General features: G+C 63.7%; 27 protein-coding genes, 2 tRNA genes and 1 pseudogene. 13 read left to right on the top strand and 17 right to left on the bottom strand.

Translation table 11 applies throughout. The annotated features are described in order from the left end of the window. Positions 1-3: 3 nt before the first annotated feature. From trbL to HKD27_RS13465, 5 genes are read left to right on the top strand one after another with little or no spacing between them, the layout of a single operon-like run. Positions 4-1,428, top strand: a complete 1,425-nt coding sequence (gene trbL / locus HKD27_RS13485) for a P-type conjugative transfer protein TrbL (protein ID WP_077813798.1) — start codon at positions 4-6, stop codon at positions 1,426-1,428. Then, entirely contained in the window at positions 1,428-2,111 is a 684-nt protein-coding gene (gene trbF / locus HKD27_RS13480) for a conjugal transfer protein TrbF (protein ID WP_010516386.1), read from the top strand. The genes trbL and trbF overlap by 1 nt, the downstream gene beginning before the upstream one ends. Next, positions 2,108-3,109, top strand: coding sequence for a P-type conjugative transfer protein TrbG (gene trbG / locus HKD27_RS13475; protein ID WP_029329730.1), 1,002 nt, complete (start codon positions 2,108-2,110; stop codon positions 3,107-3,109). The genes trbF and trbG overlap by 4 nt, the downstream gene beginning before the upstream one ends. Continuing rightward, on the top strand, positions 3,106-4,308 hold the full coding sequence (locus tag HKD27_RS13470) for a TrbI/VirB10 family protein (protein ID WP_010516382.1): 1,203 nt from the start codon (positions 3,106-3,108) through the stop codon (positions 4,306-4,308). The genes trbG and HKD27_RS13470 overlap by 4 nt, the downstream gene beginning before the upstream one ends. Continuing rightward, on the top strand, positions 4,305-4,565 hold the full coding sequence (locus HKD27_RS13465; RefSeq protein ID WP_010516380.1) for a DUF2274 domain-containing protein: 261 nt from the start codon (positions 4,305-4,307) through the stop codon (positions 4,563-4,565). The genes HKD27_RS13470 and HKD27_RS13465 overlap by 4 nt, the downstream gene beginning before the upstream one ends. Positions 4,566-4,652: 87 nt before the next feature. Here the strand turns inward: HKD27_RS13465 and HKD27_RS16510 are convergent, their stop codons facing one another. Together HKD27_RS16510 and HKD27_RS16505 are read right to left on the bottom strand one after the other, a co-directional pair. Then, complete coding sequence (locus HKD27_RS16510; RefSeq protein ID WP_228518504.1) at positions 4,653-5,213, bottom strand: LysR family substrate-binding domain-containing protein; 561 nt, start codon at positions 5,211-5,213, stop codon at positions 4,653-4,655. 87 nt (positions 5,214-5,300) lie between these two features. Continuing rightward, positions 5,301-5,444: pseudogene (locus tag HKD27_RS16505) on the bottom strand (LysR family transcriptional regulator); the annotation flags it as partial. A gap of 214 nt (positions 5,445-5,658) precedes the next feature. Here HKD27_RS16505 and HKD27_RS13455 point away from each other — a divergent pair. After that, the gene (locus HKD27_RS13455; protein WP_010516376.1) at positions 5,659-6,228 is read left to right on the top strand and encodes a hypothetical protein; all 570 of its coding nucleotides are present in this window, start codon (positions 5,659-5,661) and stop codon (positions 6,226-6,228) included. Then, positions 6,225-6,857, top strand: a complete 633-nt coding sequence (locus HKD27_RS13450; RefSeq protein ID WP_010516374.1) for a glutathione S-transferase family protein — start codon at positions 6,225-6,227, stop codon at positions 6,855-6,857. The genes HKD27_RS13455 and HKD27_RS13450 overlap by 4 nt, the downstream gene beginning before the upstream one ends. Positions 6,858-7,098: 241 nt before the next feature. On the opposite strand, the gene HKD27_RS13445 is transcribed toward HKD27_RS13450, so the two are convergent. Beyond that, positions 7,099-7,173 (bottom strand) — tRNA-Gly (locus HKD27_RS13445). A gap of 148 nt (positions 7,174-7,321) precedes the next feature. Continuing rightward, a tRNA-Gly gene (locus HKD27_RS13440) sits at positions 7,322-7,396 on the bottom strand. Between the two features lie 198 nt (positions 7,397-7,594). Here HKD27_RS13440 and HKD27_RS13435 point away from each other — a divergent pair. From HKD27_RS13435 to HKD27_RS13425, 3 genes are read left to right on the top strand one after another with little or no spacing between them, the layout of a single operon-like run. Then, positions 7,595-8,548 carry a co-chaperone YbbN gene (locus HKD27_RS13435; RefSeq protein ID WP_194689675.1) on the top strand — a complete coding sequence of 318 codons (954 nt, stop codon included), beginning with the start codon at positions 7,595-7,597 and terminating at the stop codon, positions 8,546-8,548. Positions 8,549-8,552: 4 nt separating this feature from the next. Then, complete coding sequence (locus HKD27_RS13430; protein ID WP_194263947.1) at positions 8,553-9,227, top strand: LON peptidase substrate-binding domain-containing protein; 675 nt, start codon at positions 8,553-8,555, stop codon at positions 9,225-9,227. Between the two features lie 2 nt (positions 9,228-9,229). Further along, positions 9,230-9,409 carry a Trm112 family protein gene (locus tag HKD27_RS13425; RefSeq protein WP_011252335.1) on the top strand — a complete coding sequence of 60 codons (180 nt, stop codon included), beginning with the start codon at positions 9,230-9,232 and terminating at the stop codon, positions 9,407-9,409. Positions 9,410-9,424: 15 nt separating this feature from the next. On the opposite strand, the gene HKD27_RS13420 is transcribed toward HKD27_RS13425, so the two are convergent. Together HKD27_RS13420 and HKD27_RS13415 are read right to left on the bottom strand one after the other, a co-directional pair. Further along, a complete protein-coding gene (locus tag HKD27_RS13420; protein WP_194689676.1) occupies positions 9,425-10,987 on the bottom strand; it encodes a globin-coupled sensor protein in 1,563 nt (520 codons plus the stop codon). Positions 10,988-11,087: 100 nt separating this feature from the next. Then, the gene (locus HKD27_RS13415; RefSeq protein ID WP_226986635.1) at positions 11,088-11,393 is read right to left on the bottom strand and encodes a hypothetical protein; all 306 of its coding nucleotides are present in this window, start codon (positions 11,391-11,393) and stop codon (positions 11,088-11,090) included. 178 nt (positions 11,394-11,571) lie between these two features. On the opposite strand from HKD27_RS13415, the gene HKD27_RS13410 reads away from it, so the two are divergent. Then, the gene (locus HKD27_RS13410; protein ID WP_194689727.1) at positions 11,572-12,234 is read left to right on the top strand and encodes a tyrosine-protein phosphatase; all 663 of its coding nucleotides are present in this window, start codon (positions 11,572-11,574) and stop codon (positions 12,232-12,234) included. A 17-nt stretch (positions 12,235-12,251) separates the two neighbouring features. Here HKD27_RS13410 and HKD27_RS13405 read toward each other — a convergent pair whose 3' ends face one another. From HKD27_RS13405 to HKD27_RS13385, 5 genes are all read right to left on the bottom strand, one after another. Further along, positions 12,252-12,890, bottom strand: coding sequence for a helix-turn-helix domain-containing protein (locus HKD27_RS13405; RefSeq protein ID WP_228518499.1), 639 nt, complete (start codon positions 12,888-12,890; stop codon positions 12,252-12,254). 2 nt (positions 12,891-12,892) lie between these two features. Continuing rightward, complete coding sequence (gene lnt, locus HKD27_RS13400) at positions 12,893-14,416, bottom strand: apolipoprotein N-acyltransferase (protein ID WP_194689677.1); 1,524 nt, start codon at positions 14,414-14,416, stop codon at positions 12,893-12,895. A gap of 77 nt (positions 14,417-14,493) precedes the next feature. Then, entirely contained in the window at positions 14,494-15,324 is an 831-nt protein-coding gene (locus HKD27_RS13395; protein WP_011252341.1) for a GNAT family N-acetyltransferase, read from the bottom strand. A 122-nt stretch (positions 15,325-15,446) separates the two neighbouring features. Further along, complete coding sequence (locus HKD27_RS13390) at positions 15,447-15,980, bottom strand: Fur family transcriptional regulator (protein ID WP_062497001.1); 534 nt, start codon at positions 15,978-15,980, stop codon at positions 15,447-15,449. A gap of 104 nt (positions 15,981-16,084) precedes the next feature. Beyond that, positions 16,085-16,492 carry a MucR family transcriptional regulator gene (locus HKD27_RS13385; protein WP_062496999.1) on the bottom strand — a complete coding sequence of 136 codons (408 nt, stop codon included), beginning with the start codon at positions 16,490-16,492 and terminating at the stop codon, positions 16,085-16,087. Between the two features lie 81 nt (positions 16,493-16,573). Between HKD27_RS13385 and HKD27_RS13380 the strand changes: the two genes are divergently transcribed. Next, complete coding sequence (locus tag HKD27_RS13380; protein ID WP_081107306.1) at positions 16,574-16,822, top strand: sulfurtransferase TusA family protein; 249 nt, start codon at positions 16,574-16,576, stop codon at positions 16,820-16,822. Here the strand turns inward: HKD27_RS13380 and HKD27_RS13375 are convergent. The 6 genes from HKD27_RS13375 to HKD27_RS13350 all read right to left on the bottom strand — a co-directional run bounded on the left by HKD27_RS13375 (position 16,809) and on the right by HKD27_RS13350 (position 21,338). Next, positions 16,809-17,216 (bottom strand): GNAT family N-acetyltransferase, encoded by a 408-nt coding sequence (locus HKD27_RS13375; RefSeq protein WP_194689678.1) that lies wholly within the window; start codon positions 17,214-17,216, stop codon positions 16,809-16,811. The genes HKD27_RS13380 and HKD27_RS13375 overlap by 14 nt on opposite strands. A 32-nt stretch (positions 17,217-17,248) precedes the next feature. Then, complete coding sequence (gene tsaB, locus HKD27_RS13370; protein ID WP_370544278.1) at positions 17,249-17,896, bottom strand: tRNA (adenosine(37)-N6)-threonylcarbamoyltransferase complex dimerization subunit type 1 TsaB; 648 nt, start codon at positions 17,894-17,896, stop codon at positions 17,249-17,251. Further along, complete coding sequence (locus HKD27_RS13365) at positions 17,881-18,501, bottom strand: malonic semialdehyde reductase (RefSeq protein WP_194689679.1); 621 nt, start codon at positions 18,499-18,501, stop codon at positions 17,881-17,883. Before HKD27_RS13365 ends, tsaB begins: the two co-directional genes overlap by 16 nt. A gap of 3 nt (positions 18,502-18,504) precedes the next feature. Further along, positions 18,505-19,068 (bottom strand): NifU family protein, encoded by a 564-nt coding sequence (locus tag HKD27_RS13360; protein WP_194264112.1) that lies wholly within the window; start codon positions 19,066-19,068, stop codon positions 18,505-18,507. 117 nt (positions 19,069-19,185) lie between these two features. Further along, positions 19,186-20,550 carry an ATP-binding protein gene (locus HKD27_RS13355; RefSeq protein ID WP_194689730.1) on the bottom strand — a complete coding sequence of 455 codons (1,365 nt, stop codon included), beginning with the start codon at positions 20,548-20,550 and terminating at the stop codon, positions 19,186-19,188. Between the two features lie 20 nt (positions 20,551-20,570). Next, positions 20,571-21,338 (bottom strand): response regulator, encoded by a 768-nt coding sequence (locus tag HKD27_RS13350; protein WP_041111363.1) that lies wholly within the window; start codon positions 21,336-21,338, stop codon positions 20,571-20,573. A gap of 170 nt (positions 21,339-21,508) precedes the next feature. On the opposite strand from HKD27_RS13350, the gene fbaA reads away from it, so the two are divergent. Next, on the top strand, positions 21,509-22,585 hold the full coding sequence (gene fbaA / locus HKD27_RS13345) for a class II fructose-bisphosphate aldolase (RefSeq protein WP_062496991.1): 1,077 nt from the start codon (positions 21,509-21,511) through the stop codon (positions 22,583-22,585). Positions 22,586-22,614 lie beyond the last annotated feature (29 nt).

Here is a 22,614-nt window from a genome sequence, read left to right as displayed (position 1 = left end):
GCAATGGCGAGCGACAATGTCGGCATCATCGACGGCTTCCTGAATACCTTCGAGACCACGATCGACAGCGGTTTCGGTCTGGTCCGGGGAAGCGTGGTGTCGCTCGCGGGTTCGCTCTCGGTGCTGGACATCGTGCTGGCGGGGCTGTTCTGGGCGTGGGCGGCCGACGAGGACATCGTCCAGCGTCTCGTGAAGAAGACGCTGTATATCGGCTTCTTTGCCTTCATCATCGACCATTTCAGCGGCCTGTCGGGGATCGTTTTCAACAGTTTCGCGGCCCTCGGTCTCAAGGCCGGCGGCGGCACGCTGGCAATTGCGGACTTCATGCACCCCGGCCGACTGGCGGCGACCGGGCTCGATGCCGCGCAACCGCTTCTGGATGCGGCGAGTAAACTGGCGTTTTCGTTCGGTGCGCTGGCCAGCATCGTGCAGATCCTCGTCCTGGTCCTGTGCTGGTTCATCGTGCTGGCGGCCTTCTTCATTCTCGCGGTGCAACTCTTCGTGGCGATCGTCGAGTTCAAGCTGACCAGCCTAGCCGGTTTCGTGCTGATCCCGTTCGCCCTGTTCAATCGCACCGCTTTCCTGGCCGAGAAGGCGCTGGGCAATGTCGTATCGTCCGGTGTGAAGATCATGGTGCTGGCGGTCATTTCCGCCATCGCCTCCGTGCTGTTCAGGCAGTTCACGACGTCCTACGGTGATAGTGCGCCCACCATCGGCCAGGCGCTGTCCGTTGTTCTGGCGTCGCTCTGCATCGTGGGTCTCGCCATTTTCGGCGGCTCTCTCGCCAATGGGCTGATCTCCGGTGCCCCGCAGCTTGGTGCCGGGGCAGCGGCCGGAACCGCAATGGCGGTGGGCGCGATGGGTGCTGCGGCTGTTGCCGCGCCCGCTGCCCTGGCGTCTGGGGGCGCTGCCGCGCTTGGTGCGACGGCCGCGGCAGCGCGCGGCGGGGCTGCCGTCGCAGGTGCCGCCACGACAGCCTACTCCATGGGAGCAGCCGGACAGACCGGCGCGGCGGGCATGGCGTCGGCGGCTGGCAATGTCGGTCGCGCCGCTGGTGGTGCTGCGATGAACGCCGTGAAGAACAAGGTCGGCGCGGCAACATCCTCGTTGAAGGAAAGCTACTCTGCTGGCGGACGCTGGGCCGCCGGTGCGATGGGCGCCGGCGGAGAAGGCGATAGGCCATCGGGTGACGGTGGATCTTCAGGCCCGTCCGGCGGCGGAGGTGATCCCGGTACCGGGCCTGCCGGTAGCGGTAACCCTGGCGGCGGCCCCGATGGCGGCGACGGCTCCGACGGCAAGCCGCCCCGCTGGGCGCGAAAGATGAAGCGCCGCAACGCCGCCACCCATGCTGCCGAGGCCGCCCATATCATCCGCTCCGCCGATGGCGGGGGCGGGTCCACGTCCATCGATCTCTCGGAGAAAGAATGATGTTCCGTCGCTCCACAACACGCTACGGGACCACGCCCGAGCCCGTCACGCCCTACCAGAAAGCCGCACAGATCTGGGATGAGCGCATCGGCTCGGCCCGTGTGCAGGCCCGCAACTGGCGGTTGATGGCGTTCGGTTCCCTGTTCCTGTCCGCAGGTCTCGGGGCCGGGCTGGTCTGGCAGTCCGCGCGCGGCACCATCACGCCGTGGGTCGTGCAGGTCGACACGCTCGGTCAGGCGCAGGTCGTGGCGCCGGCGACGTCCGGCTACATGCCCGCTGATCCGCAGATTGCCTGGTATCTGGCACAGTTCGTCCACGACGTGCGCTCCCTGTCATCCGATGCCGTCGTGGTCCGGCATAACTGGCTGCGCGCCTATAATTTCACCAGCGTTTCTGGTGCCGTGGCGCTGAACGATTATGCCCGCCTGAATGATCCGTTTTCGCGGATCGGGCACGAGCAGGTCGAGCTGGACATCGCTTCGGTAATCCGGGCCTCGCCCGCCAGCTTCCGCGTCGCCTGGACCGAGCGCCATTACCGTGACGGCGCGTTCACCGGCACCGAACGCTGGACCGCCATCGTGTCGGTTGTTCTGCGCACGCCGCGCGACGCTGATCATCTTCGGAAAAACCCGCTTGGAATCTACGTCTCTGCCATCAACTGGTCGAAGGAACTCGGGCAATGATCCGTCGCGCTCTTCGTGCTTTGCCGTTGCTAACCCTGCCCCTGGCGGGTTGCGCGCAACAGTACCATCCACCCGTCATACGATATGACGACGCGGCCCAGGCCACGCTCCTGCCTGATCCGCCGAAGCCTGTGCGGGTGGCGGAGGTGCCACAGCCACTCCCGCTGCCGGGCCAGCTCAAGCCGCTTCCGCCCTTACGGCGTACCCATGTCGTGCCCGAGGCGGCTGACCCTACCGTGCGCGTGACCCAGGCCAATCTTGCCGCTCGCATCCAGCCGACGCGGGCCGGTTACGTGAACGCGGTGCAGGTTTACCCCTACAGCGCGGGAGCGCTCTATCAGGTCTATGCTTCGCCCGGCGAGATCACCGACGTTATGCTCCAGCCGGGTGAAAAACTGGTGGGTACCGGCCCGGTCGCGGTGGGTGATACCGTGCGCTGGATCGTCGGCGATACCACCAGTGGCGCGGGCACGACCAGGCGCGTGCATATCCTGGTCAAGCCGACGCGACCGGATCTCATCACCAATCTGATCGTCAATACCGACCGGAGGAGCTACCTTGCCGAACTGCGGGCGACACCCACGACCTATATGGCGTCGGTGTCCTGGGATTATCCCGAGGACGACCTGATTGCCCTGCATCGGCAGGACAGCGACGCCGATGATGCAGCCCCGGTGGATGCGGGGCTGGATCTGAATGCGCTGAATTTCCGTTACGCTATTCAGCCGGTGAAAGGTGGCACGCCGCCCTGGCTGCCCAGCCGGGCGTTTGACGATGGCCACAAGGTCTATATCGCGTTTCCGTCCGGTATCGGGCAGGGCGAACTGCCGCCGCTGTTCGTGTTGGGGGCCGATGGCGGGCCGGAATTGGTGAACTACCGCGTCCGGCAGAACTGGATGATCGTCGATCGCCTGTTTGCCGCCGCCGAATTGCGGCTGGGCGACAGGCATTCCGAGCAGCGGGTACGGATCGTGCGCACGGATGGCAGGAAGTCATGAGCGGCGCGGAAGAGCGCCCGGAAGGGAATACGGGAGCCACCACAAGCGGAAGCGGAACAGGACCATCATCCCCGCCGCCCTCTCCCGATCTGCGGCTGCGCGCGCAGCGTCCGCCGGTGGTCCGGCTCTCGCGCCCCGTCATCTGGACGCTGGGTGGTGCGGGGATGCTCGCGATCGGTCTTGCGCTGGGCTACGCGCTGCAAAATGGTGCGCAGAAGGGGCCGCTCCAGGGGGCACAGGACACCGACACCCGCCCCTCGGCCGACGGGCTGGCCGCACTCCCCAATGACTATACCGCCACCCCGAAACTCGGGCCGCCTTTGCCCGGCGATCTCGGCAAGCCGATCCTCGATGCACAGCGGAACGGTCGCGCGGGACCGGTTTCCGGCATGGGAGACCGGCGTGGCGATCAGGAGATCGAGGCGGCACGCACCAGCAGGCTCTTCGCGCAGATCGAGGCGCGGGAGGGCCAGGCTGCGCAGACGATTCCGGTCATGGCCACCGCTCCCGGAGCACAGGCATCACCGACCGGCCCCGACCAGCAGACCGGCAATCGCGCCTTTCTGGCAGGTCAGCCGGATCGCGCGACGGTCAGCCCGGACCGGATCGTATCTCCCGCCTCGCCCTATATGCTCCAGGCCGGGACCGTCATTGCCGGCGCGCTGAACACGAAGATCAGTTCCGATCTGCCCGGCCAGATCGTGGGGCATGTGACCCAGAACGTCTATGACAGTCCGACAGGCCGGTTCTTGCTCGTCCCGCAGGGTAGCACCCTGTTCGGAGCCTATAACAGCGGCATTTCCTTCGGGCAGCAGCGCACCCAGATCATCTGGACGCGGCTGATCTATCCGAATGGCGAAAGCCTCGTCCTGGAAAAGCTGCCCGGTGGCGACGCCATCGGCCAGTCTGGCCTGTCCGATGAGGTGAACAATCATTGGGGGCAACTGTTCAAGGCGGCCCTCGTCACGACCCTCCTCAGCGTGGGCTCCGAGGCCGGGACGTCATGGAACGAGAACAACCTGATGCAGGCCATCCGCTCCGGCGCGAGCAACGGGTTTTCTATGGTCGGCAACCGGCTGATTGATCGCAGCCTGAATATTCAGCCGACGCTGACAGACCGCCCGGGCCTGCCGTTCACGCTTATCCTGAATCGCGACCTTGTCCTGAAACCCTGGCACCCAAAGGAACCGGCTCCATGACGAAGCTGCGCATCACCGAAATTCCCGACGAGAAGCCGGTCCGTGTCACCGTGGACCTGCCTGCGGACCTGCATCGCGATCTCGTCGCTTATGCTGCCCTGGTCAGCCAGAACGGCCAGTCCGTCGATCCGGCCCGTCTCGTACCGCACATGATCCGTGGCTTTATCACCTCCGACCGCGCGTTCCGAAAGCTCCGGCAGGAGCCACGGCGGGCACCCGTTAAAACGCAGTCGCCTGCTGCTCCAGAAAACGGATGACTGTCCTCGCGGCCGGTGGGCAGCGCTCACGATGCCAAGCCGCGCCATAGGCGAAGTGGGAAAATCCGTCCCCGTCGATGACTTCCACTACCGCGATCCGCTCCCGGATGGCAGCGGGCAGAAAACCCAGCCAGGCATCCGGCAACAGAGCGATGCCGCTGCCAATGCGACGACCCGCAGGCTTCTGACCGCCTCCTGACGTGTCACCGGCACGAATCCCGCCTGCCGCATCTTGCGCATCAAGAGCGCGAGCAGTTCCTCGCCGGTATCATCCTTGCCGATCAGAAAGATTCCATCATGCAACTCAGCCCATGACGCGGTTCCGACCTGTGCGATCGGATGTTCGGCCGACATGATCGCAACGACACGATCGCTCCAGAGCGGGACGGTGGCCACCATGCTGCCGGGCAGGGGCAGCGTCATTATCGCGAGGTCGATCTCCTCCTGTTCCAGGGCCTGGAACAGTTCTTTTTTCGCATTATCCCGATAAGTGAAGGAGATACCGGGTTGCGCAAGGCTGTACGACTCCAGTATCGCCGAGATCCGGCCGGGTGGGATGCTGCCCTGGACGCCCACGGAGATGACGCCGGTCTCGCCCCGGCTCCAACGCCGCGTGCGCTCGTACAGTCCGACTGTTCCATCGAGCAACTTCTCAGCCTCTCGCAGAAAGGCAACTCCCGCCGGGGTGAGCCGGGCACCGCTCGACGTGCGTCGAAAAAGGGAGACGCCAAGTCGCTCTTCCAGTAACCGCAAGGACCGGCTTACGGCAGATTGTTTGCCTCCCAGCGCCCGTGCGGCTCCATGGATACTTCCCTCCCTCGCGATGACACGCACGAACAGCAATTCCCGCAGATCGAGAGGTGGTCGCCGAACCGACATTTTCTGTCTATCCCGATTTTTTGAAGACCTTCGGCATGACCTGCCAAAATCCAGTCATTGTGCTTTCAAGTCTGCAACAATAATTCGTTCACGATATATTATGACGTTACTCTCTGCCTTCGCCATGAAGCCATCGCAATATCCGCGCTGCGGTGCAAAATGCTCTTGTGGCATAGTGCGCTAATGTACCACCTCGCCGAAGAGAAATGGAAGCATGATGAACCTATTGGACGAATTCATCCCGCGCTTCGATTTCAGCGAGCGACACAGTGTCGATATCTCCGCCCCGGCCAGTCGCATCATGAACGCGGTGGCTGCATGGCGGAATCAGGACGATCCGCTGGTTCGTGCCGCCATCCGCCTGCGCGAAATGCCCGCCCGGCTGTTAGGCCATGCGCGGCAACGGAATCTGGACCTCACCGACTTCACGCTGCTGGAACGGCGAGGCGATGCCGCCCTGGTCTACGGCCTCGTCGGCGCGTTCTGGCGGGCGGATTACGGATTGTGCGACATTCCCACAACGGACGCTTTTCTCACCCCTTGCCATGATGACGTCTGCAAGCTCGCTCTGGGCTTCTCCATCCAGCCGGGACCACACGGTACCCAGTTGCTGGTGACGGAAACCCGCGTGTTTTGCGCCATGGACCGGGCCAGGCGTCGCTTCACGCCCTATTGGTATCTGATCCGCCCGGTCAGCGGCCTGATCCGCCGCCGCATGCTCGCGACCATCCGGGAACAGTCGGAGTCTCCGCCCTCTCATCACCCGCGCGCAGCATTGCCATGAAGCTTTACGACTACCCCACCGCCCCCAATCCACGGCGTGTGCGCTTCTTCATCGCCGAGAAAGGGCTGACGATTCCTATCGTTACAGTTGATCTGGCGAAGCACGAGCAGTTCGCGCCCACGTTCCGCCTCCTTAACCCCTCCTGCACCGTTCCCGTCCTGGAACTGGACGACGGCACCGCGATCAGCGAGGTGCCCGTCATCTGCCGTTATCTGGAGGAGTTGCATCCCGATCCCCCTCTGATGGGCGCGACGCGAGAACAACGCGCCATCATCGGCATGTGGGACCGGCGCATGGAGATCGACGGCTATCTTGCCGCGATGGAAGCCGTACGGAACAGCCTGCCGGGACTGTCGGGCCGCGCACTGGTCGGACCACACGGCTATGCGCAAATCCCCGAGCTTACCGCGCGCGGCCGTCAGAGGCTGGCCGATTTCATGGCCGATCTGGACACCCGGCTGCGCGATGTACCCTATGTCGCGGGCAATGCCTTCTCGATCGCTGACATCACCGCGTTCGTCACGCTGGATTTCGCCCGTAGCCGACTGAAGCTGGCATTGCCAGACGAGGCCTCCGCCCTGCATGCATGGGTCACGAGCATCGCGAAACGGCCAGGAGCACAGGCATGACGGCCTTTGCCATACTCTTGTTAGCCGGCATCTCGTTCAAGAGCGCTGTTCTACTTATGAACATCACCCGCCCGAACATCCTGACGATGTGTGCCACGGGATTCGGCACGCTACGCCGTAGCCACCCCCGATTTGCTCCGGGCTGCTTACAAAATGCTTACATTCCTGTGCTACGGCACACTGTAAACAAAAAACGGTCCCGAAGGAACATCTTTAACCGCCTGATTTTCCTTGGAAAATCTGGAGCGGGCGATGGGATTCGAACCCACGACCCCAACCTTGGCAAGGTTGTGCTCTACCCCTGAGCTACGCCCGCACTCCGTGGGGGGCTTATGACCGAATCCCGAACATCGTGCAAGAGGCAACATGCGCCTTATGCCGACAGGACTCAGACACGCAGACGGATGAATGTCAGGATGGGAAATCTGAAACGAAAAAAGGCACCCGAAGGTGCCTTTTTTCGATGGAGCGGGCGATGGGATTCGAACCCACGACCCCAACCTTGGCAAGGTTGTGCTCTACCCCTGAGCTACGCCCGCACTCCGTGGTGGGGCTTATGACCGAATCAGGGCCACAGCGCAAGAGGGATTTTTCAATTCAGGAGCAATATCCTCTTTCCGGCACAACACCCCACATCACAGCCCCGCACCCGGGACTTGCACCCAGGACTTGCACACGGGGCACGCACATCCGATCTTTCAGGGAACTTGTCTTTCCAGCGAACGGTTCCCGCCCCCATGAGCAGCACATTCGACGAACACCTGATTGGTCAGTCTTCCAACAAGGCCCCGGCAGGCGCAGCCGCCACCATCATTGACGCCGATCAGACGAATTTCATGGCGGATGTCGTGGAAGCCAGCCGGGAAATCCCGGTTCTGGTCGATTTCTGGGCGCCTTGGTGCGGTCCGTGCAAACAGCTCACACCCGTGCTCGAAAAAATCGTCCGTGCGGCTGGCGGGCGGGTCAGACTCGTCAAGGTCGATGTGGAAGCCAATCAGGCCCTCGCCGCACAGCTCGGCCAGCTGGGTCTGCCGCTCCAGTCCATCCCGCTTGTCGTGGCTTTCTGGAAAGGTCAGGTGCTGGATCTTTTCCAGGGTGCCCAGCCGGAAAGCGAAGTCCGCCGCTTCGTGGAGTCCCTCCTGAAACTGGCCGGTGACGTCATGCCCGCCACGGAAATCCTGGCCGCAGCCCGTCAGGCGCTGGCCGACGGACACGCGGATCAGGCCGCCGGTCTGTTCTCGCAGCTTCTGGAAGCCGAGCCTGAAAGCCCTGAAGCCTGGGGCGGCATGATCCGGGCGCTCATTGCCCTGAACGAACCCGAAGCCGCCCAGGACGCTTCCGCGCAGGTGCCCGCAAAGCTGGACAGCCATCCCGAGATCACTGGCGCCCGGGCCGCGTTGGCGCTCCATGCCGAAGGCGCAAAGGCCGCCTCGGAGCTTGAAACGCTTCGCCAGCAGAGCGCTGCCGCCCCGGACGATTTCGACCTGCGCCTCAAACTGGCCGCCGCCCTCAACGGCGCAGGCGAGCGGGCGGAAGCCGCCAATACCCTGCTGGATATCCTTCGCAAGGACCGCAACTGGAACGACGGCGCCGCAAAAACCGAGCTTCTGCGCTTTTTCGAGGCGTGGGGACATACGGATCCTGATACGCTGGCGGCACGACGCAAACTCTCTTCCCTTCTGTTTTCGTGAGCCGATGACCGAAACGCCCGACCTTCCATCCGACGAACGCCCCCGCCGCGCGCCCCCTCTGACGGAACTGACGCTCGCGGATATTCCGCCGCGCGTCGGCCTGTTCCCGCTTTCGGGCGCGCTGCTGCTGCCGGGCGGGCATCTGCCGCTTCTGGTCTTTGAGCCGCCTTATGTGGCCCTGCTTGAGGATGCACTGGCCGGCCGGCGGATGATCGGCGTGATCCAGCCCCTCATGGACCCGGACACGGACGAGCACCCCCTGCTCTACCGGACCGGAACGCTGGGCCGCATCACGGAATTTACCGAACATGTCGATGGCACGTTTTCCGTAACCCTGCTCGGCATTTCCCGTTTCCGCCTGATCCGCGAGACGCCGACGGACCAGGGCTGGCGCGAAGGCATCATAGATGCCACGCCCTTCGCGGCAGACCTCGTCGAGGAAGATCCGCTACCGATCAACCGCGATCTTCTGCTGAACGGTCTGAAAACCTATCTCGAATCCCGCGACCTGCAGGCAAGCTGGCCGCTGATCGAGGACATGGACGATGAAACGCTGCTGGTTGTCCTGCCGATGCTCGTGCCATTCACGCCGGTGGAAAAACAGTCGCTTCTGGAAGCCATGACGCTCGACGAACGCGCGGGGCTCTTGCTGGATCTGCTTGAGAGGGGCATGGAATAGTCATGACTACAGAACTCGATCCCCGCCTCCTGTCCCTTCTGGTCTGCCCCGTCACCAAGGGGCCGCTGACCTATGACCGCGAGACCCAGGAGCTCATTAGCCCTCGGGCGAAGCTGGCTTTCCCGATCCGGGACGGCATTCCCATCATGCTGCCCGAAGAGGCACGCCAGATCGACGCCTGATCCCTGTTCGGGGGATCAGACCTTTTCTGCGGTACTGGCCGGGGAAGGTATTTTCCGGCCCTCCAGCGCGCGCTGTGACGGGCGGGATGGGCTTTTGCGGACCTTGAAGTTCCGTACGACGCGCGTCAGTTCGCCGGCATCGCCGACCAGTTTCTGGCTGGCGCCGCTGGTCTGGTGAACGATCGCAGCGTTGCTCTTGGTCACCCCCTCGAGCTGCGTCGTGCTGGCGTTGATGTCCATGATGCGCCGGGCCTGCGCTTCGGCCCCCGAGGCGATCTGTCCCACCGCCGTACCCAGACGCTCGACCGATGTGCTGATATTGCCAAGGGCCGTGCCGGTCTCGTCGACCATCTGCACTCCGCGCTGGACGTCTTCCATGCTGCTGGCGATCAGGGATTTGATTTCCTTGGCGGCCGTGGCGGAACGCTGGGCCAGGGCCCGGATTTCCTGAGCGACAACCGCAAAACCGCGACCCGCATCTCCGGCATGGGCAGCTTCGACGCCGGCGTTGAGGGCCAGAAGATTGGTCTGGAACGCGATCTCGTCGATCACGCCGATGATCTGGACGATCCGGTTGGAGGATGACGAAATCTTGGCCATGGCCTCGACGGTTTTGGCCACGATATCGCGGCCCTGCTCGGTTTCCTGACAGCAGTCGGCCACGGTCGTATCGGCCTGCCGGGCTTCGTCGGCGACCTCCTTCACCGAGGACGTCAGTTCCGTGATGTTGCGGGCCACGGCCGCCAGGGCATCGACCTGTTCGGCGATGCGGCAGGTGATGTTCTCGGTGGAGCCGCTGATTTCGCGGGCACGCTGCTCCACGGCTCCGGAAGTTTCGCGGACGGCATGAACGATCCGTCCCAGCCCTTCGCAGGCCCGGTGGAAAGCGCCGCTCATGCGGGTCGAGCCGTTTTCCAGCGCCGGGTCGATCTGCTGGACCAGATCGCCACCCGCCATGCGATCGAGCGCATCCGCCAGCGCGTCCGACAGGGCGGCGAGGCTCTGGATCCGCTCGCTTTCCGCGCGTGAACGCTCACGGACATCCAGATTCTGCGTGTAGGTTTCCAGCCCGAGTTCCATGTCCAGAAGACCGCAGCGGATCAGTAGGCCGATCTGCGCGGCAGCCTCCTCGGCGGAGGTTCCCCGGGCCGGACGGCGCAAGAGGCGGTCCAGAAAGCTGCGGCGCGGTTGCGGCCAGTACTGACGAAGCAGGTCCGTCACCATGCCTTCGATCAGCAGGGCATAACCGCCGACATACCACTGCGGTTTGAGGCCGATCCGGGCATGGGTATTGCCGATGGCGCGGGTGCTCTCGACGTAATCGGCGCCGAAGTCACCTTGAAGAATCCGCTTCCAGTGCTTTTCCTGCTGGTTGCGTGCACCGATGCGATGCTGCTCGTTGGCAAAAAAGCGGTTCAGGGCCGGAGTCTTGTGAATCCGGCCATAGAAGCGGTCCAGCGCAGGCCCGAGCACCCCCAGCGCCTGAGGGCGGATTCTGGCCAGATGGGCTTTCTCAGCTGCGCCGATGCCAAGAAACAGCAGCCGCTCGGCAATGTCTGCCTTGACCTGCTCAGTCATAGTCGGAGTCTCCAGAGCGTGGATTTGGCGCGTGTTCAGGGCAATGCCCGTAACACACCAAGAGTTACGCAATCATGAAGAACGGCCGACGATCCCCGGGTCAGTTGGACGCGCTGTTCTGCCCGTAGGAGACTTCGGTATCGGGGGTTGCGGGCTGGGGCGCGATGTTGACGCTGTTGCCCTGACCGCCGCCGAAGGACATGCCGCCCGGGGACGAGCTGCTGGCCGTGTCATGCGAGGCCGAGGACGGGCTTTCCGCACCCGGCGGCATCGGCATGACCGGAGCATCGTCGGCATAGGACATACCGCTGGCCTGACGGTGATGGGTGCTGCTGTGGGAGTGGTGGCCAGGGGCTGCGCCTGGCGGCGGGAGGGCGGCCATGTCTGGCGCGGGCCCGCTGAACATGGACCCGCATCCCGCCGTGGCGAGAAACGAGAGCATGAGGAAAGGGGAAACGAAGCGCATGAGACGCAATATAGCACTTTTCGGCGGTTGACGCATCCCTTTGCGGGATGGGACACAGCGCGTTCTTCCCGTTGCCCGCCCCCTCCCGAGCGACATGTCCAGCAAGGATGCATTCACCATGTTCGAAGGCCGGATCACGTCTCCCGCCGCGCGGCGCCGCGCCTGGTGGGACAGTCTGTTCGTGGACCACTCCATCTTCCGGCTGGGCTGGACCAATCTCGCGCCTGTCGTGCCGGGCAAGGTCTGGCGCTGCAACCATCCCACGCCCGCGCGCCTGCGCAGCCTGACGCGACGGCTGCATCTGAAGACGCTCGTGAACCTGCGCGGACATCGCAAATGCGGCTCGGATGTGCTGTCCCGCGGGGCCAGTGCGAAGCTGGGGCTGACGCATCTGGACATGGCTTTCGAGAGCCGGGGGGCGCCGCACCGGGACCGCATCCTGCGCTTTTACGACATGTACCAGACGCTCGCCTTCCCCATGCTCATGCACTGCAAGTCCGGTGCGGACCGGGCCGGTCTGGCGTCAGGTCTGGTGCTGATGTTTGAAGGCGGCACGGCGCAGGACGCGCTGGGGCAGCTGCACTGGCGGTTCGGGCATTTCAACCGCTCGCGCACGGGCATTCTGGACGCGTTTTTCCTGCGCTATCAGAAAGAAGCCGAAGGGCGTCTGCCGTTTCTGGACTGGGTTCGGGACGAGTATGACGAGGACCGTCTGCGGGCCGATTTCAAGGCCGGGAAGCTGGCATCCTTCGTAAACGACAGCATCCTGCACCGCGAATAAGGCGCGAGGAGTAAGATTCAGTCCGGTTTGACGTCTGCCGGGCCGAGGGAGCGGATGAGGTCCAGCATCCGCTTGCGGACCGCAGGGTCCGGGATGCGGTAATAGGAGCGCACCAGATCGACCGTCTCGCGACGGCTGAACAGGGCAGCCTCGTCCACCGGAAGATCGAACAGACGCGGCGGCGGTGCAGCCGGACGTCGCGGTGGGGCACCGAATGCCGACTGCGTCTCGGCGAACCCCGTGACAGGGGCCTGCGCGGCGGGCGTCTGACCGAAAGCCGGATTGAATGTCGGAGCGGAACCGGGAAACGGCCGTGGCGCGCTGGAGGGCGCGGACGGGCGCGCCTCCTGCATGTCATCGAAGAAGAAGCCGATCGGCACGTCCAGAACCTGCGCCAGATCATACAGGCGGCTGGCACCCACACGGTTGGCGCCGCGCTCGTATTTCTGGATCTGCTGAAAGGTCAGGCCCAGAGCCTCGCCCAGTTTTTCCTGCGACAGCCCCATAAGTGTGCGACGCAGCCGGATGCGGTTGCCGACATGGACGTCCACCGGTCCGGCCGCAGCAGAACTGCGGGATTCAGGGCGGGCGCGATCCGGAGAGGATTCTTTTTCTGACACATGTAAATGGTTAATAAGACAACCCTGGATTGTCAATGTTAACCTTTATACACCCCCAAGTCCCAGTCGCGCTTCTTCCGCTGCGTGGGGACGAGCGCCAGAACCATGCACAGGATCGAAAGCGCAAGCGGCGTGGCCCGGCCGAAGCGGGAAAAGAAGGTCGGCGGGAGCGGGGACGGGATGTCGCTGACCAGCACGTCGGCTCGGCCCCAGCCCAGACGGGCGGTTTCATGTCCGGTCGCGTCATAGATGGCGGAAATGCCGGTATTGTTGGCGAAAACGACCGGCAGTCCTTCCTCCACGGCCCGCATCCGCCCGGTCGCGAGATGCTGGCGGGGGCCGGCGCTGTTGCCGTACCAGGCGTCATTCGAGATCGTGACGAGCCAGTCCGGGCGATCGTTCCGGGCCGTGACGGAGCCGGAGAAAATGATCTCGTAGCAGACCATCGGCCCTACGCGCCCCATACCCGGGAGGTCCCATGTCTTCAGACCCGGCCCCGGAGTCAGGACGCCCGGCAGGACGTTGAAGGGCAGGATCCAGGGCTGGTATTCGCCGAAGGGGACGAGGCGGCTCTTGTCGTAGATCGCCGCAATGCTGCCATCCGGGGCGACGGCGATCAGGCTGTTGAACCAGTCCTTGCCGGATTCACGGTCCGACCCGACCAGTGCCGGAGCACCGTCGGCAGCGCGGGCGATCATCTGCCGGGCCAGTGTGTCCTCGTCCAGCAGGCCGGGGAAGCCGGATTCCGGCCAGATCACCACGGGCGGACGACCACCCTCCGCGAAGGCTTTCTGTGCGCCCTGTGCCGTCAGGCTCAGATAGCGGCGGAAATTGCCGACCGCGTCCGCATGGCTGATGACTTCGGCTTCGGGCACGTTGCCCTGCACCAAAACGGCACGGGGATTGGTGATGTTCAGCGGCGTGGCGGATGACAGGCGCCAGGTTCCGGCGGCGATCCACAGCACGGATACGGCCAGCACGGCCACAGCCGCGCGTCTGCCGCGGGACAGGGCAAGAGAGCCGAGCACCAAAGCGAGCGACAGGCCATCCACCCCCAGAACCGAAGCCGGCTGGATCATGACGTCTCCGGCGAAACCCGGAAGCTCCAGGTCACTTCCCAGCGGGTTCCACGGAAAGCCCGAGAACATGAAGACGCGGCCCATATCCATGACGGTCCAGCTTCCCGCGAACATCAGCACGCGCCGCCAGCCGGAACGCACCACGCGGCACAGGATCGCCGGGACACAGATGAAAGGCGCGATCAGCAGCGCCACGCCGGGGGACGCGAAGGGAACGACCCACCAGAATTCATGGACGCGGGTGAGGATGGCATTGGTCAGCCAGTAAAGCCCGACCGTGTGAAAGCCCATGCCGAACAGGAAGCCGCACCAGGCCGCCTGTTTCCAGGACCGCGCGTCTTCGGACACGCGATAGAGGATCATCAGCCCCACGGGCAGCAGGAACAGGGCGTGCACCGGCGGCAGGGACAGGGCTGCCAGCCCACCGGCGAGCAGCATCAGTCCGGCCAGGCGCCAGCCACGGACAGGGAGCGTCGAAATCATGAAGGAACCGTCCGGCTGACGAAAAGGCTGAAACAGGAAACAGCCGGACCTGATAGATCCGGCTGCGAAAAAAACTGTCAGTCGAGAGCGTCGCGCAGGCGACGTTCGTAATGACGGTAATACTTGTCCGCCAGAAGTTCGCTCTTCACCAGAACGGCGACATCCGTGGTGTTGAACTGCTCATCCACAACCGCGCCATCGCCGACATAGCCACCCAGCCGCAGATAGCCCTTGATCAGGGGGGGCAGCTTGTTGAGGCAGGCGCGGTAGTCCAGCACATGCGGGTCAGTCCGCTGCATTTCCACATAGCGGTCCGGAAGCGCGCGGATGCGCAGGGCCGGCGGTGCCAGATGGTTGTGGTGCATGTAGGTGAGCTGATCGGCCAGAGCGTCCGGGTTCGTGCCCGGAAGACTGCCGCAGCCGAACAGCACGTCGATCCGGTGCAGGAAGATGTAGGATGCAATACCGCGCCACAGGAGCTGCATCGCGGACCGGCCGCGATATTCCTTCGCCACGCAGGAACGCCCGACTTCAAGCAGGCGACCGGGAAATTCCGTCAGAGTCGAGATGTCGTATTCGGAGGACGTGTAGAAACGCCCGACCTTCTCGGCGGCGTCGGAGCGCAGCAGACGGTAGGTGCCGACAACGCCGGCCGCGCCGGGGCCTTTGGCATGGTCAATGACCAGAAGGTGATCGGCGGCCTCGTCGAATTCGTCCACGTCACGCTTGGTACGGAAGGCACGCTCGTCGGGGCGGGCGCCGAGTTCCTCGAAAAAGACGCGATAACGCAGGGCCTGAGCGGCGTCGCGTTCCTCGGCCGTCTCGGCGATGCGCACACCCAGCGTGCCGCCCCGCAGTTCCTGAAAGCCGCCTTCGCGGTTCAGGGAAAGCGTGGAGAGCGTCTCCATCTGGCGCAGCGTTTCTTCGCTGCTGGCGAGCGTATGGGCTGCCGGAGCTGATGCCGGGGCCGAGACTGAAGCGACGTTTGCGTCATCCGGAACGGAAAGAGGTGTGCCAGCCGGTTTGGTGGTCATGATCCGCTCTTGTTCCTGTTTTCTGAAGGAGATTTCTTCCTGTCATCGGGTTCGGCGCGGCGGCCGAACAGTTCGATCCGATGCGAGACAAGATCAAATCCCAGACGCTGGGCAAGCTGGGCCAGAAGACGGACCGGCTCCTCGTCCTCGAACTCGATGACGCGGCCACTGTCCACATCGATCAGATGATAGTGGTTGCCGCTGTCACTGGCTTCGTAACGGGCACGACCGCCGCCGAAATCACGGCGTTCGAGGATGCCTTTTTCTTCCAGAAGACGGACTGTGCGGTAGACCGTTGCCACGGAAATGCGGCTGTCGATCTCGGAGGCGCGGCGATACAGCTCCTCGACATCCGGGTGATCGTCAGCCACGGACAGGACATGGGCGATCACCCGTCTCTGCCCGGTCATCTTCAGGCCGCTTTCCACACACAGGCGGGCAATGTGCGAATCATCCGGCACAGGGGAAGACGGGAGCTTCCGATTCCCTGGGCCGACGCGTCTCTCAGCGGTTTTCGTATCTGCGACCATATCTGCGGCCTAGCCGAAAAACAGGCGTCTTGTCCACTTTGTGGAACCTGTCAGGCTTTCCCTGCCATCGGGATGAAGAAACCGGCGGCAGGGAAAAGAGGCTCTCAGTCTTCGCGACGACGGCCGAGGCCGATCTTGCGGGCCAGAGACGAGCGGTGGTTCGCGTAGTTCGGCGCAACCATCGGATATTCCGGCGGCAGCCCCCAGCGCTCGCGGTATTCCTGCGGCGTCATGTTGTAGGCAGTCTTGAGATGACGGCGCAGCAGCTTCAGCTTCTTTCCGTCCTCAAGGCAGATGATGTAGTCCGGGAAAACCGACTTGCGCGGCGAAACGGCCGGCACCGGCTTTTCAACAGGAGCCTCTTCCGGAACGTTTACCGTTGCAAGAGAGTCATGGACGGACCGGATCAGGGCCGGAAGAGCGTCAGCCGGAATATCGTTGTTCGATACATAGGCCGTAACGATCTGCGCGGTCAGCTGATGCAGTTCGGAAGCATTTGTCTCTTGCGACATTGTAGTTAAGTCCTTCATCCTTGAGCGAGTGAGCATGTAGCAGTCATAAATTGCTCGGTTCAAGCATAAAAAGAAAGAAACATGTGCGTGACAGAAAATGAAACATTTTTCATAGATATAACTGAAAAAAAATGCCCCATGACCACAGTATATGTCCGGGCAAAACTCGACGCCATGACTTCCGGACAGACACTTGAAGTACGGCTTCGCGGAACAGAGACACGGAAGAACGTCGGCGCGTCCGTAAAGGCACTCGGTCACGCAATTCTGGCGGATTCACCTGTTACTGACAGCCCGGATCTTTATTGCCTAAGCGTTAAACATCGCTAGAAACAAGCACCTGGGCGTCGCTTCCATCTCTGTAATAACCGCGACGGAGCCCCGCTTTTACAAAACCGCATGCCTCATACAGAGCAGCGGCCCGATTGTTACAGACTGCTACCTCCAGAAATACTTTCCCTTTGCCCAGAACATTCTGCACCAGAGCCTTTCCAATGCCGCGGCGCCGGAAATCCGGGTGCACGGCCAAGGTCAGGATTTCCGTTTCGTCCAGAATGGTCCGCGCAAGAATGAAGCCGACGGGAACAGTGTCGATCACGGCAAGCGTGGCTTCAGTCCCGTGACCTGAAAGCAGGGCGGCAAATGAAGTTGCGTCCCAGACTTCTCCGCCGCGAAACGTGACTTCATGCAGCGCGGCAAGAAGCGGCGCACATTCGATCCCCATGACCCTTAACTGGAAATCCTTTTCAGGACTGTTCACAGTGGCGCAGGCCTCAGACCGGCGGCGGGAGGCTTGGCTTCGGGGGGGTCGACATAGAGCGGCATCAGCGGACTAGGCGTGACGCCCTGCGCGGCCTGTATGATGCCCAGCGCATAAGGTGCCTCGCAGGGAAGCACCGGACAGGGCCAGTCGGTCTTTTCGGAAACGGCGTCGCCCGTCACGCAGGCCCAGCCTGTGGCATCAAGATCGGCGGTCTGGCTGGCTGTGACGGGACCGTGCGGCGGGTCCACGAAAACCCGGCCGCGACGGGCGATGCTGACACAGACGGCATCCGGGCGACCCAGCGTGGCGCGGATGGCCGCACCGAGCGTGACGCTGATCGTGGGGCAGTTCCAGCCTGCCGCCAGCCCTGCCGCCAGCGACAGGGAAGACCGCAGGCCCGTAAAGGAACCCGGACCGATGACGGCGACGACGCGGTCGGGGGGCGTGGTCCAGTTGTTCTGCGTCAGGAGTTCTCGGATAGCGGGCGCGAAATGTTCGGAGGCCCCGCGACCGGCCATCAGTTTTTCCGCGACGACATGCCCGTCCTGGACGAGCGCCACCAGACTGGTGAGGCCGGTTCCGGCCCCTGCCCCGTTGAAAACGACTGTCCTTACAGACCCCGCCTTTACAGACACAGACACGCTTCTCCGAAGTCCAGGCGGGGCGCGCGGGGCTCGGCGTGATCGGGGGCGGGCTCGTTTTCCGCCGGATAGCCAAGACCCACGAGGAAGTTCACCCGCCAGCCGGTGGCGTTCAGCAGCGTGTCCTCGACCATGAAACTGTCGAAACCGGACATCGGCATGGCGGACAGGCCGAGCATCCGGGCGGCCATGATGAGATAGGCACCTTCCAGCGTGCCGTTGCGGAACGCCGTGTCGTCGGACAGGCCCACATCGGCCGCGAACCAGTCGCGCAGGCCTTCCTGCGGGTTCAGGCGGGGAAGCGCCTCGAAGAACAGCGGATCATGACAGATGACTGCCAGAACCGGGGCCGCCATGGCGCGGGCGACGTTTCCCGGGGACAGGGCGGGGCGGATGCGCTCGCGGGCGTCCTGTGTCGTGAGGAAGACGAAGCGGCCCGGTGAGCAGTTGCCGGAGGTCGGCCCCAGCTTCACCAGATCATACAGACGGCGCAGGACATCCTCCCCGACCGGGCGCGGCGAGAAGCTGCGCGGGGTCCGGGCCTGCGTGAACAGGGCTTCTGCGCCCGGAACCGGGCCGCAATCAGGATATGTCTGGCCGTCCATGGTTCAGTCCTCGACCTGTTCGACCGAGGCGACTTCGGGAACATAGTGCCGCAGCATGTTCTCGACGCCGTGCTTCAGGGTCGCGCGGGAGGACGGGCAGCCGGAGCAGGCGCCCTGCATGGCCAGATAGACCACGCCGTCCTTGTAGCCGCGGAAGGCGATGTCGCCGCCGTCACCGGCGACGGCCGGACGCACGCGGGTGTCGAGCAGGTCCTGGATACGGCTGACGACTTCGGCGTCTTCGGGGGAGACGTCATGCTCCGGAGCGGACTGCGTTCCCGACAGGACCGGGCGGCCGCTTTCGAAGAAGGTCGTGATCGTGCCCAAGACGACGGGCTTGAGGTCGCCCCAGCTGATGTCGTCGGACTTGGTGACGGAGACGAAATCGCCGCCGAGGAAGACGCGGCGCACGTTCGGCTGGTCGAACAGGGCGCTTGCCAGTTCGGAGCGTCCGGCGGCAACGTCCGCATCGCCGAAATCGACGGGACGGGCATCACCGGTCACGCTGCGGCCGGGCAGGAATTTCAGGGTGGCGGGGTTGGGAGTATCTTCGGTCTCGATGAACATCGTGGTCATGTCCTTGCGTTCCAGTCCGCCCTGACATGTGCCACTTCTCCCCAAGGTGCAAGTGTCGGGACTGCATTGGTCCGACTTCCCGTATTTTTAACGGCAGGCCGGGTGTTTTCAGACCTGTTCGCCCTGCCCCTCGGTTTTCCTTGCCGGAGAAGGGAGTCCCTTGGGCAGGATGATGGTCGCACGCAGGCCGCCATAGCCCCTGGAAGCATCCCCGCGCCCCAGAACCAGAGAGCCGCCCTCGCGCGCGATTTCGCGCTGGACGATCGCAAGCCCCAGCCCGATTCCCCCCGTGGCCCGCGAGCGCGACCCTTCCAGACGGTAGAACGGGGTCAACACACGCTGGTACTCGCTCTCGGGAATGCCGGGGCCACTGTCGCTGATGGCGATTTCCAGCGCGCCGTCCTCGCGGGTGCGGAGGGTGGCAAGGACATTGCCGCCATAGTTGATGGCGTTTTCGATCAGGTTCGACAGCACGCGCTTCATGGCGAGCGGACGGACATGGACCAGCGCGCGGTCCGGCCCTTCGTAACGGGCCTCGTGCCCGCGATCGACATGGTCGTCCACGAGGGTTTCGAGCGTGGCGACGATATTGATGGTGCGCGGGACTTCCGGATCATCCGCGCCGGCGAGATAGGCAAGGATGCCGTTCACCATGGCTTCCATCTCGTCCAGATCGGCCTCGATGGCAGCCTGTGCCTCTCCGTCACTGAGGAAGCCGCAGCGCAGGCGCAGGCGGGTCAGTGGTGTGCGCAGATCATGCGACACGGCTGCCAGAGCCTGCGTCCGGTCATTGATGAGGCTCTGGATGCGGTCCTGCATGGCGTTGATGGCGTGGGCCAGACCGCGGACTTCGGGCGGTCCGCGTTCGGCCAGCGGCACCCATTTCTCGCTGGAGCCGATACGGTCCGCAACCGAGACCAGCGCACGGAGCGGCATACTGAGGCCACGGATCAGCATGGCCGCCGCAATGGCCACCGCGCCCGCCGCAATGGCCGCCGAGGCCAGACCGCGCGTGACGCGATGATGACCCAGCATGCCGGGCACGCGAAAATGGATGTAGCTTCCATCCGGCAGGCGCTGCGACCCCAGCACGTCCGCGCTTCCCGGGCCGAGCGTGTAGAGGTCCAGATGGGCCTGTTCGAGAATGGGATCGTCCGCGGTCAGACGCCTGACGAGCTGCGTGAGTGCGACCGGGTGGTGTCCCGGCAGCGCAGGCGTGATCGAGGCAGGCTGCCACGCCACGCTGAGTTCACTGCCCGAGAGCATGACGGCCAGAAAGGATCTCTGGCCGACGGGGGCTGCGGCGAGAACGCGCAAATCCGTACTCAGCGCCTCGCCCAGCTGGGCGATGCGCACGTCATCGACGATGTAGGTCTCTGCCTGACCGTAGAAAATGGCGTTCGTCAGGAACACCAGTGTCACTGCGACGGTCAGGACAACGCAGACGCGCCCGACCAGCCCCAGCGGCCACAGCAGAATGCGATTCTGGATGTTCAGACCCGTTCAACCTCGGCCACGAAGATGTAGCCCAGACCGCGCACGGTGCGGATCAGCTGATCGGCGTCAGAGCCCAGTTTGCGGCGCAGGCGGCTGACGAGAACGTCGATGCTGCGGTCCGACACATCGCCCAGACGGGTCCGTGACAGTTCCAGAAGCCGGTCACGGGCGATGACCCGCTGCGGATTGTCCAGAAAGCTCGTCAGCAGATCGTGTTCCGCGCCGGAAATATCGACGGTGGCCCCGGACGGGTCCGTCAATTCACGGCGGCGCAGGTCGAGCGTCCAGCCTGCGAAACGCAGTGTCTCGCGACGCACGCGCTCCTGCGGTGCACCGGTGGCGATGCCGCGGCGCAGCACCGCACGCACACGCGCCAGAAGTTCGCGCTGGCCGAAAGGCTTGGGAACGTAGTCGTCCGCGCCCGATTCGAGACCGTTCACGCGATCGCGTTCCTCGCCACGGGCCGAGACCATGATGATCGGCACCTGGGCCGGCGGGGTTTCGTTCTCATGCGTGGCACCCTGTCCGCTGCGCAGCGCCCGGCACAGTTCGATGCCGCTTTTGCCCGGCAACATGATGTCCATGATGATGAGATCGACGGGCGCCACTTCGAGTGCAGCCCACATCTCATCCCCGCAGGCCACGCCACGAGCACGGAAACCGCCGCCCTGGAGGGCGCGGAGAATGAGGGTCCGCATGCCCGCGTCATCTTCGACGACGAGGATACGGGCGGGAAGATCGGGGTCGGAAAGATTTGGCACCATGTCTTTTCCATAGTCTCCACAGGGTAGGGATCACAAGCAACAAATCCTGACAACAACTGTTCCCGATACTTTAGCGCTCATGACGAAAACAGATTAGCATCGTACAGTACAACGCATCACGGCCATGCCCGTTCTGCTGGCCCGTTTCATGCGTTGTGTTGGAGTCGCCAATGTCACGAGTTTCTCCCGGCGTCGTCAGTGGCGCCAGTTATCTTGCCCTGATCAGGGCCTGCCACGAAGGGGGCTATGCCCTTCCCGCCATCAACGTCGTCGGCACCGACAGCGTCAACGCGGTTCTGGAGGCGGCTGCCCGCAACGGATCGGACGTCATCATCCAGATCTCCAATGGTGGCGCACGTTTCTATGCCGGCGAAGGTCTGCCCGATGCCGCTCGGGCCCGTGTGCTCGGCGCGGCGTCCATGGCGCGTCATGTCCATCTTCTGGCGAAGGAATACGGCATCGCCGTCATTCTCCACACTGATCACGCCGACCGCAAGCTGATTCCCTGGCTCGACGACCTCATCACGATGAGCGAGGACGAGTTCAGGGCGACTGGCAAGCCGTTGTTCACATCCCACATGCTCGATCTTTCCACGGAGCCGCTGGAAGAGAACCTTGCAACCTCGGCCTCGATGCTGAAGCGGCTGGCACCGCTGGGCATGGGGCTGGAAATCGAGCTGGGCGTTACGGGCGGCGAGGAAGATGGCATCGGCCATGACCTCGAAGAGGGTGCGGATAACGCGCATCTCTACACGCAGCCCGAGGATGTGCTGAAGGCCTGGGAGCTGCTCTCCCCGATCGGGACGGTGTCGATCGCTGCATCTTTCGGCAATGTTCATGGCGTCTACAAGCCGGGCAATGTGCAGCTTCGTCCCGAAATCCTGAAAAACTCGCAGGATGCCGTTCAGAAAGCAACGCAGAGCGGTCCCAAGCCTCTTCCGCTGGTCTTCCATGGAGGATCCGGCTCGACCCTGGAGGAAATCCGCGAAGCCGTCTCTTATGGCGTCTTCAAGATGAATCTGGATACCGATATCCAGTTCGCCTTCGCCCATGGTGCGGGCCGCTATGTTCTCTCTCATCCGGCAGCCTTCCAGCATCAGATCGAGCCTGAAACCGGAAAACCCCTGAAATCACTCTACGACCCCCGCAAATGGCTGCGCGAAGGCGAGAAATCCGTCGTCGAACGCCTGACCGAGTCTTTCGAGACCCTGGGCTCCAGGGGCCGGTCCATCGCCCGCAAATCCTGACGGGATCGGCGTTCAGGAGGCCCCGGCCT

It is taken from the genome of Gluconobacter sp. R75690, assembly GCF_015244525.1.
Taxonomy (GTDB): Bacteria; Pseudomonadota; Alphaproteobacteria; order Acetobacterales; family Acetobacteraceae; genus Gluconobacter; species Gluconobacter potus.
The sequence above is the reverse complement of the archived record's forward strand: the minus strand, read 5'-3'. Positions and strand labels throughout refer to the sequence as shown.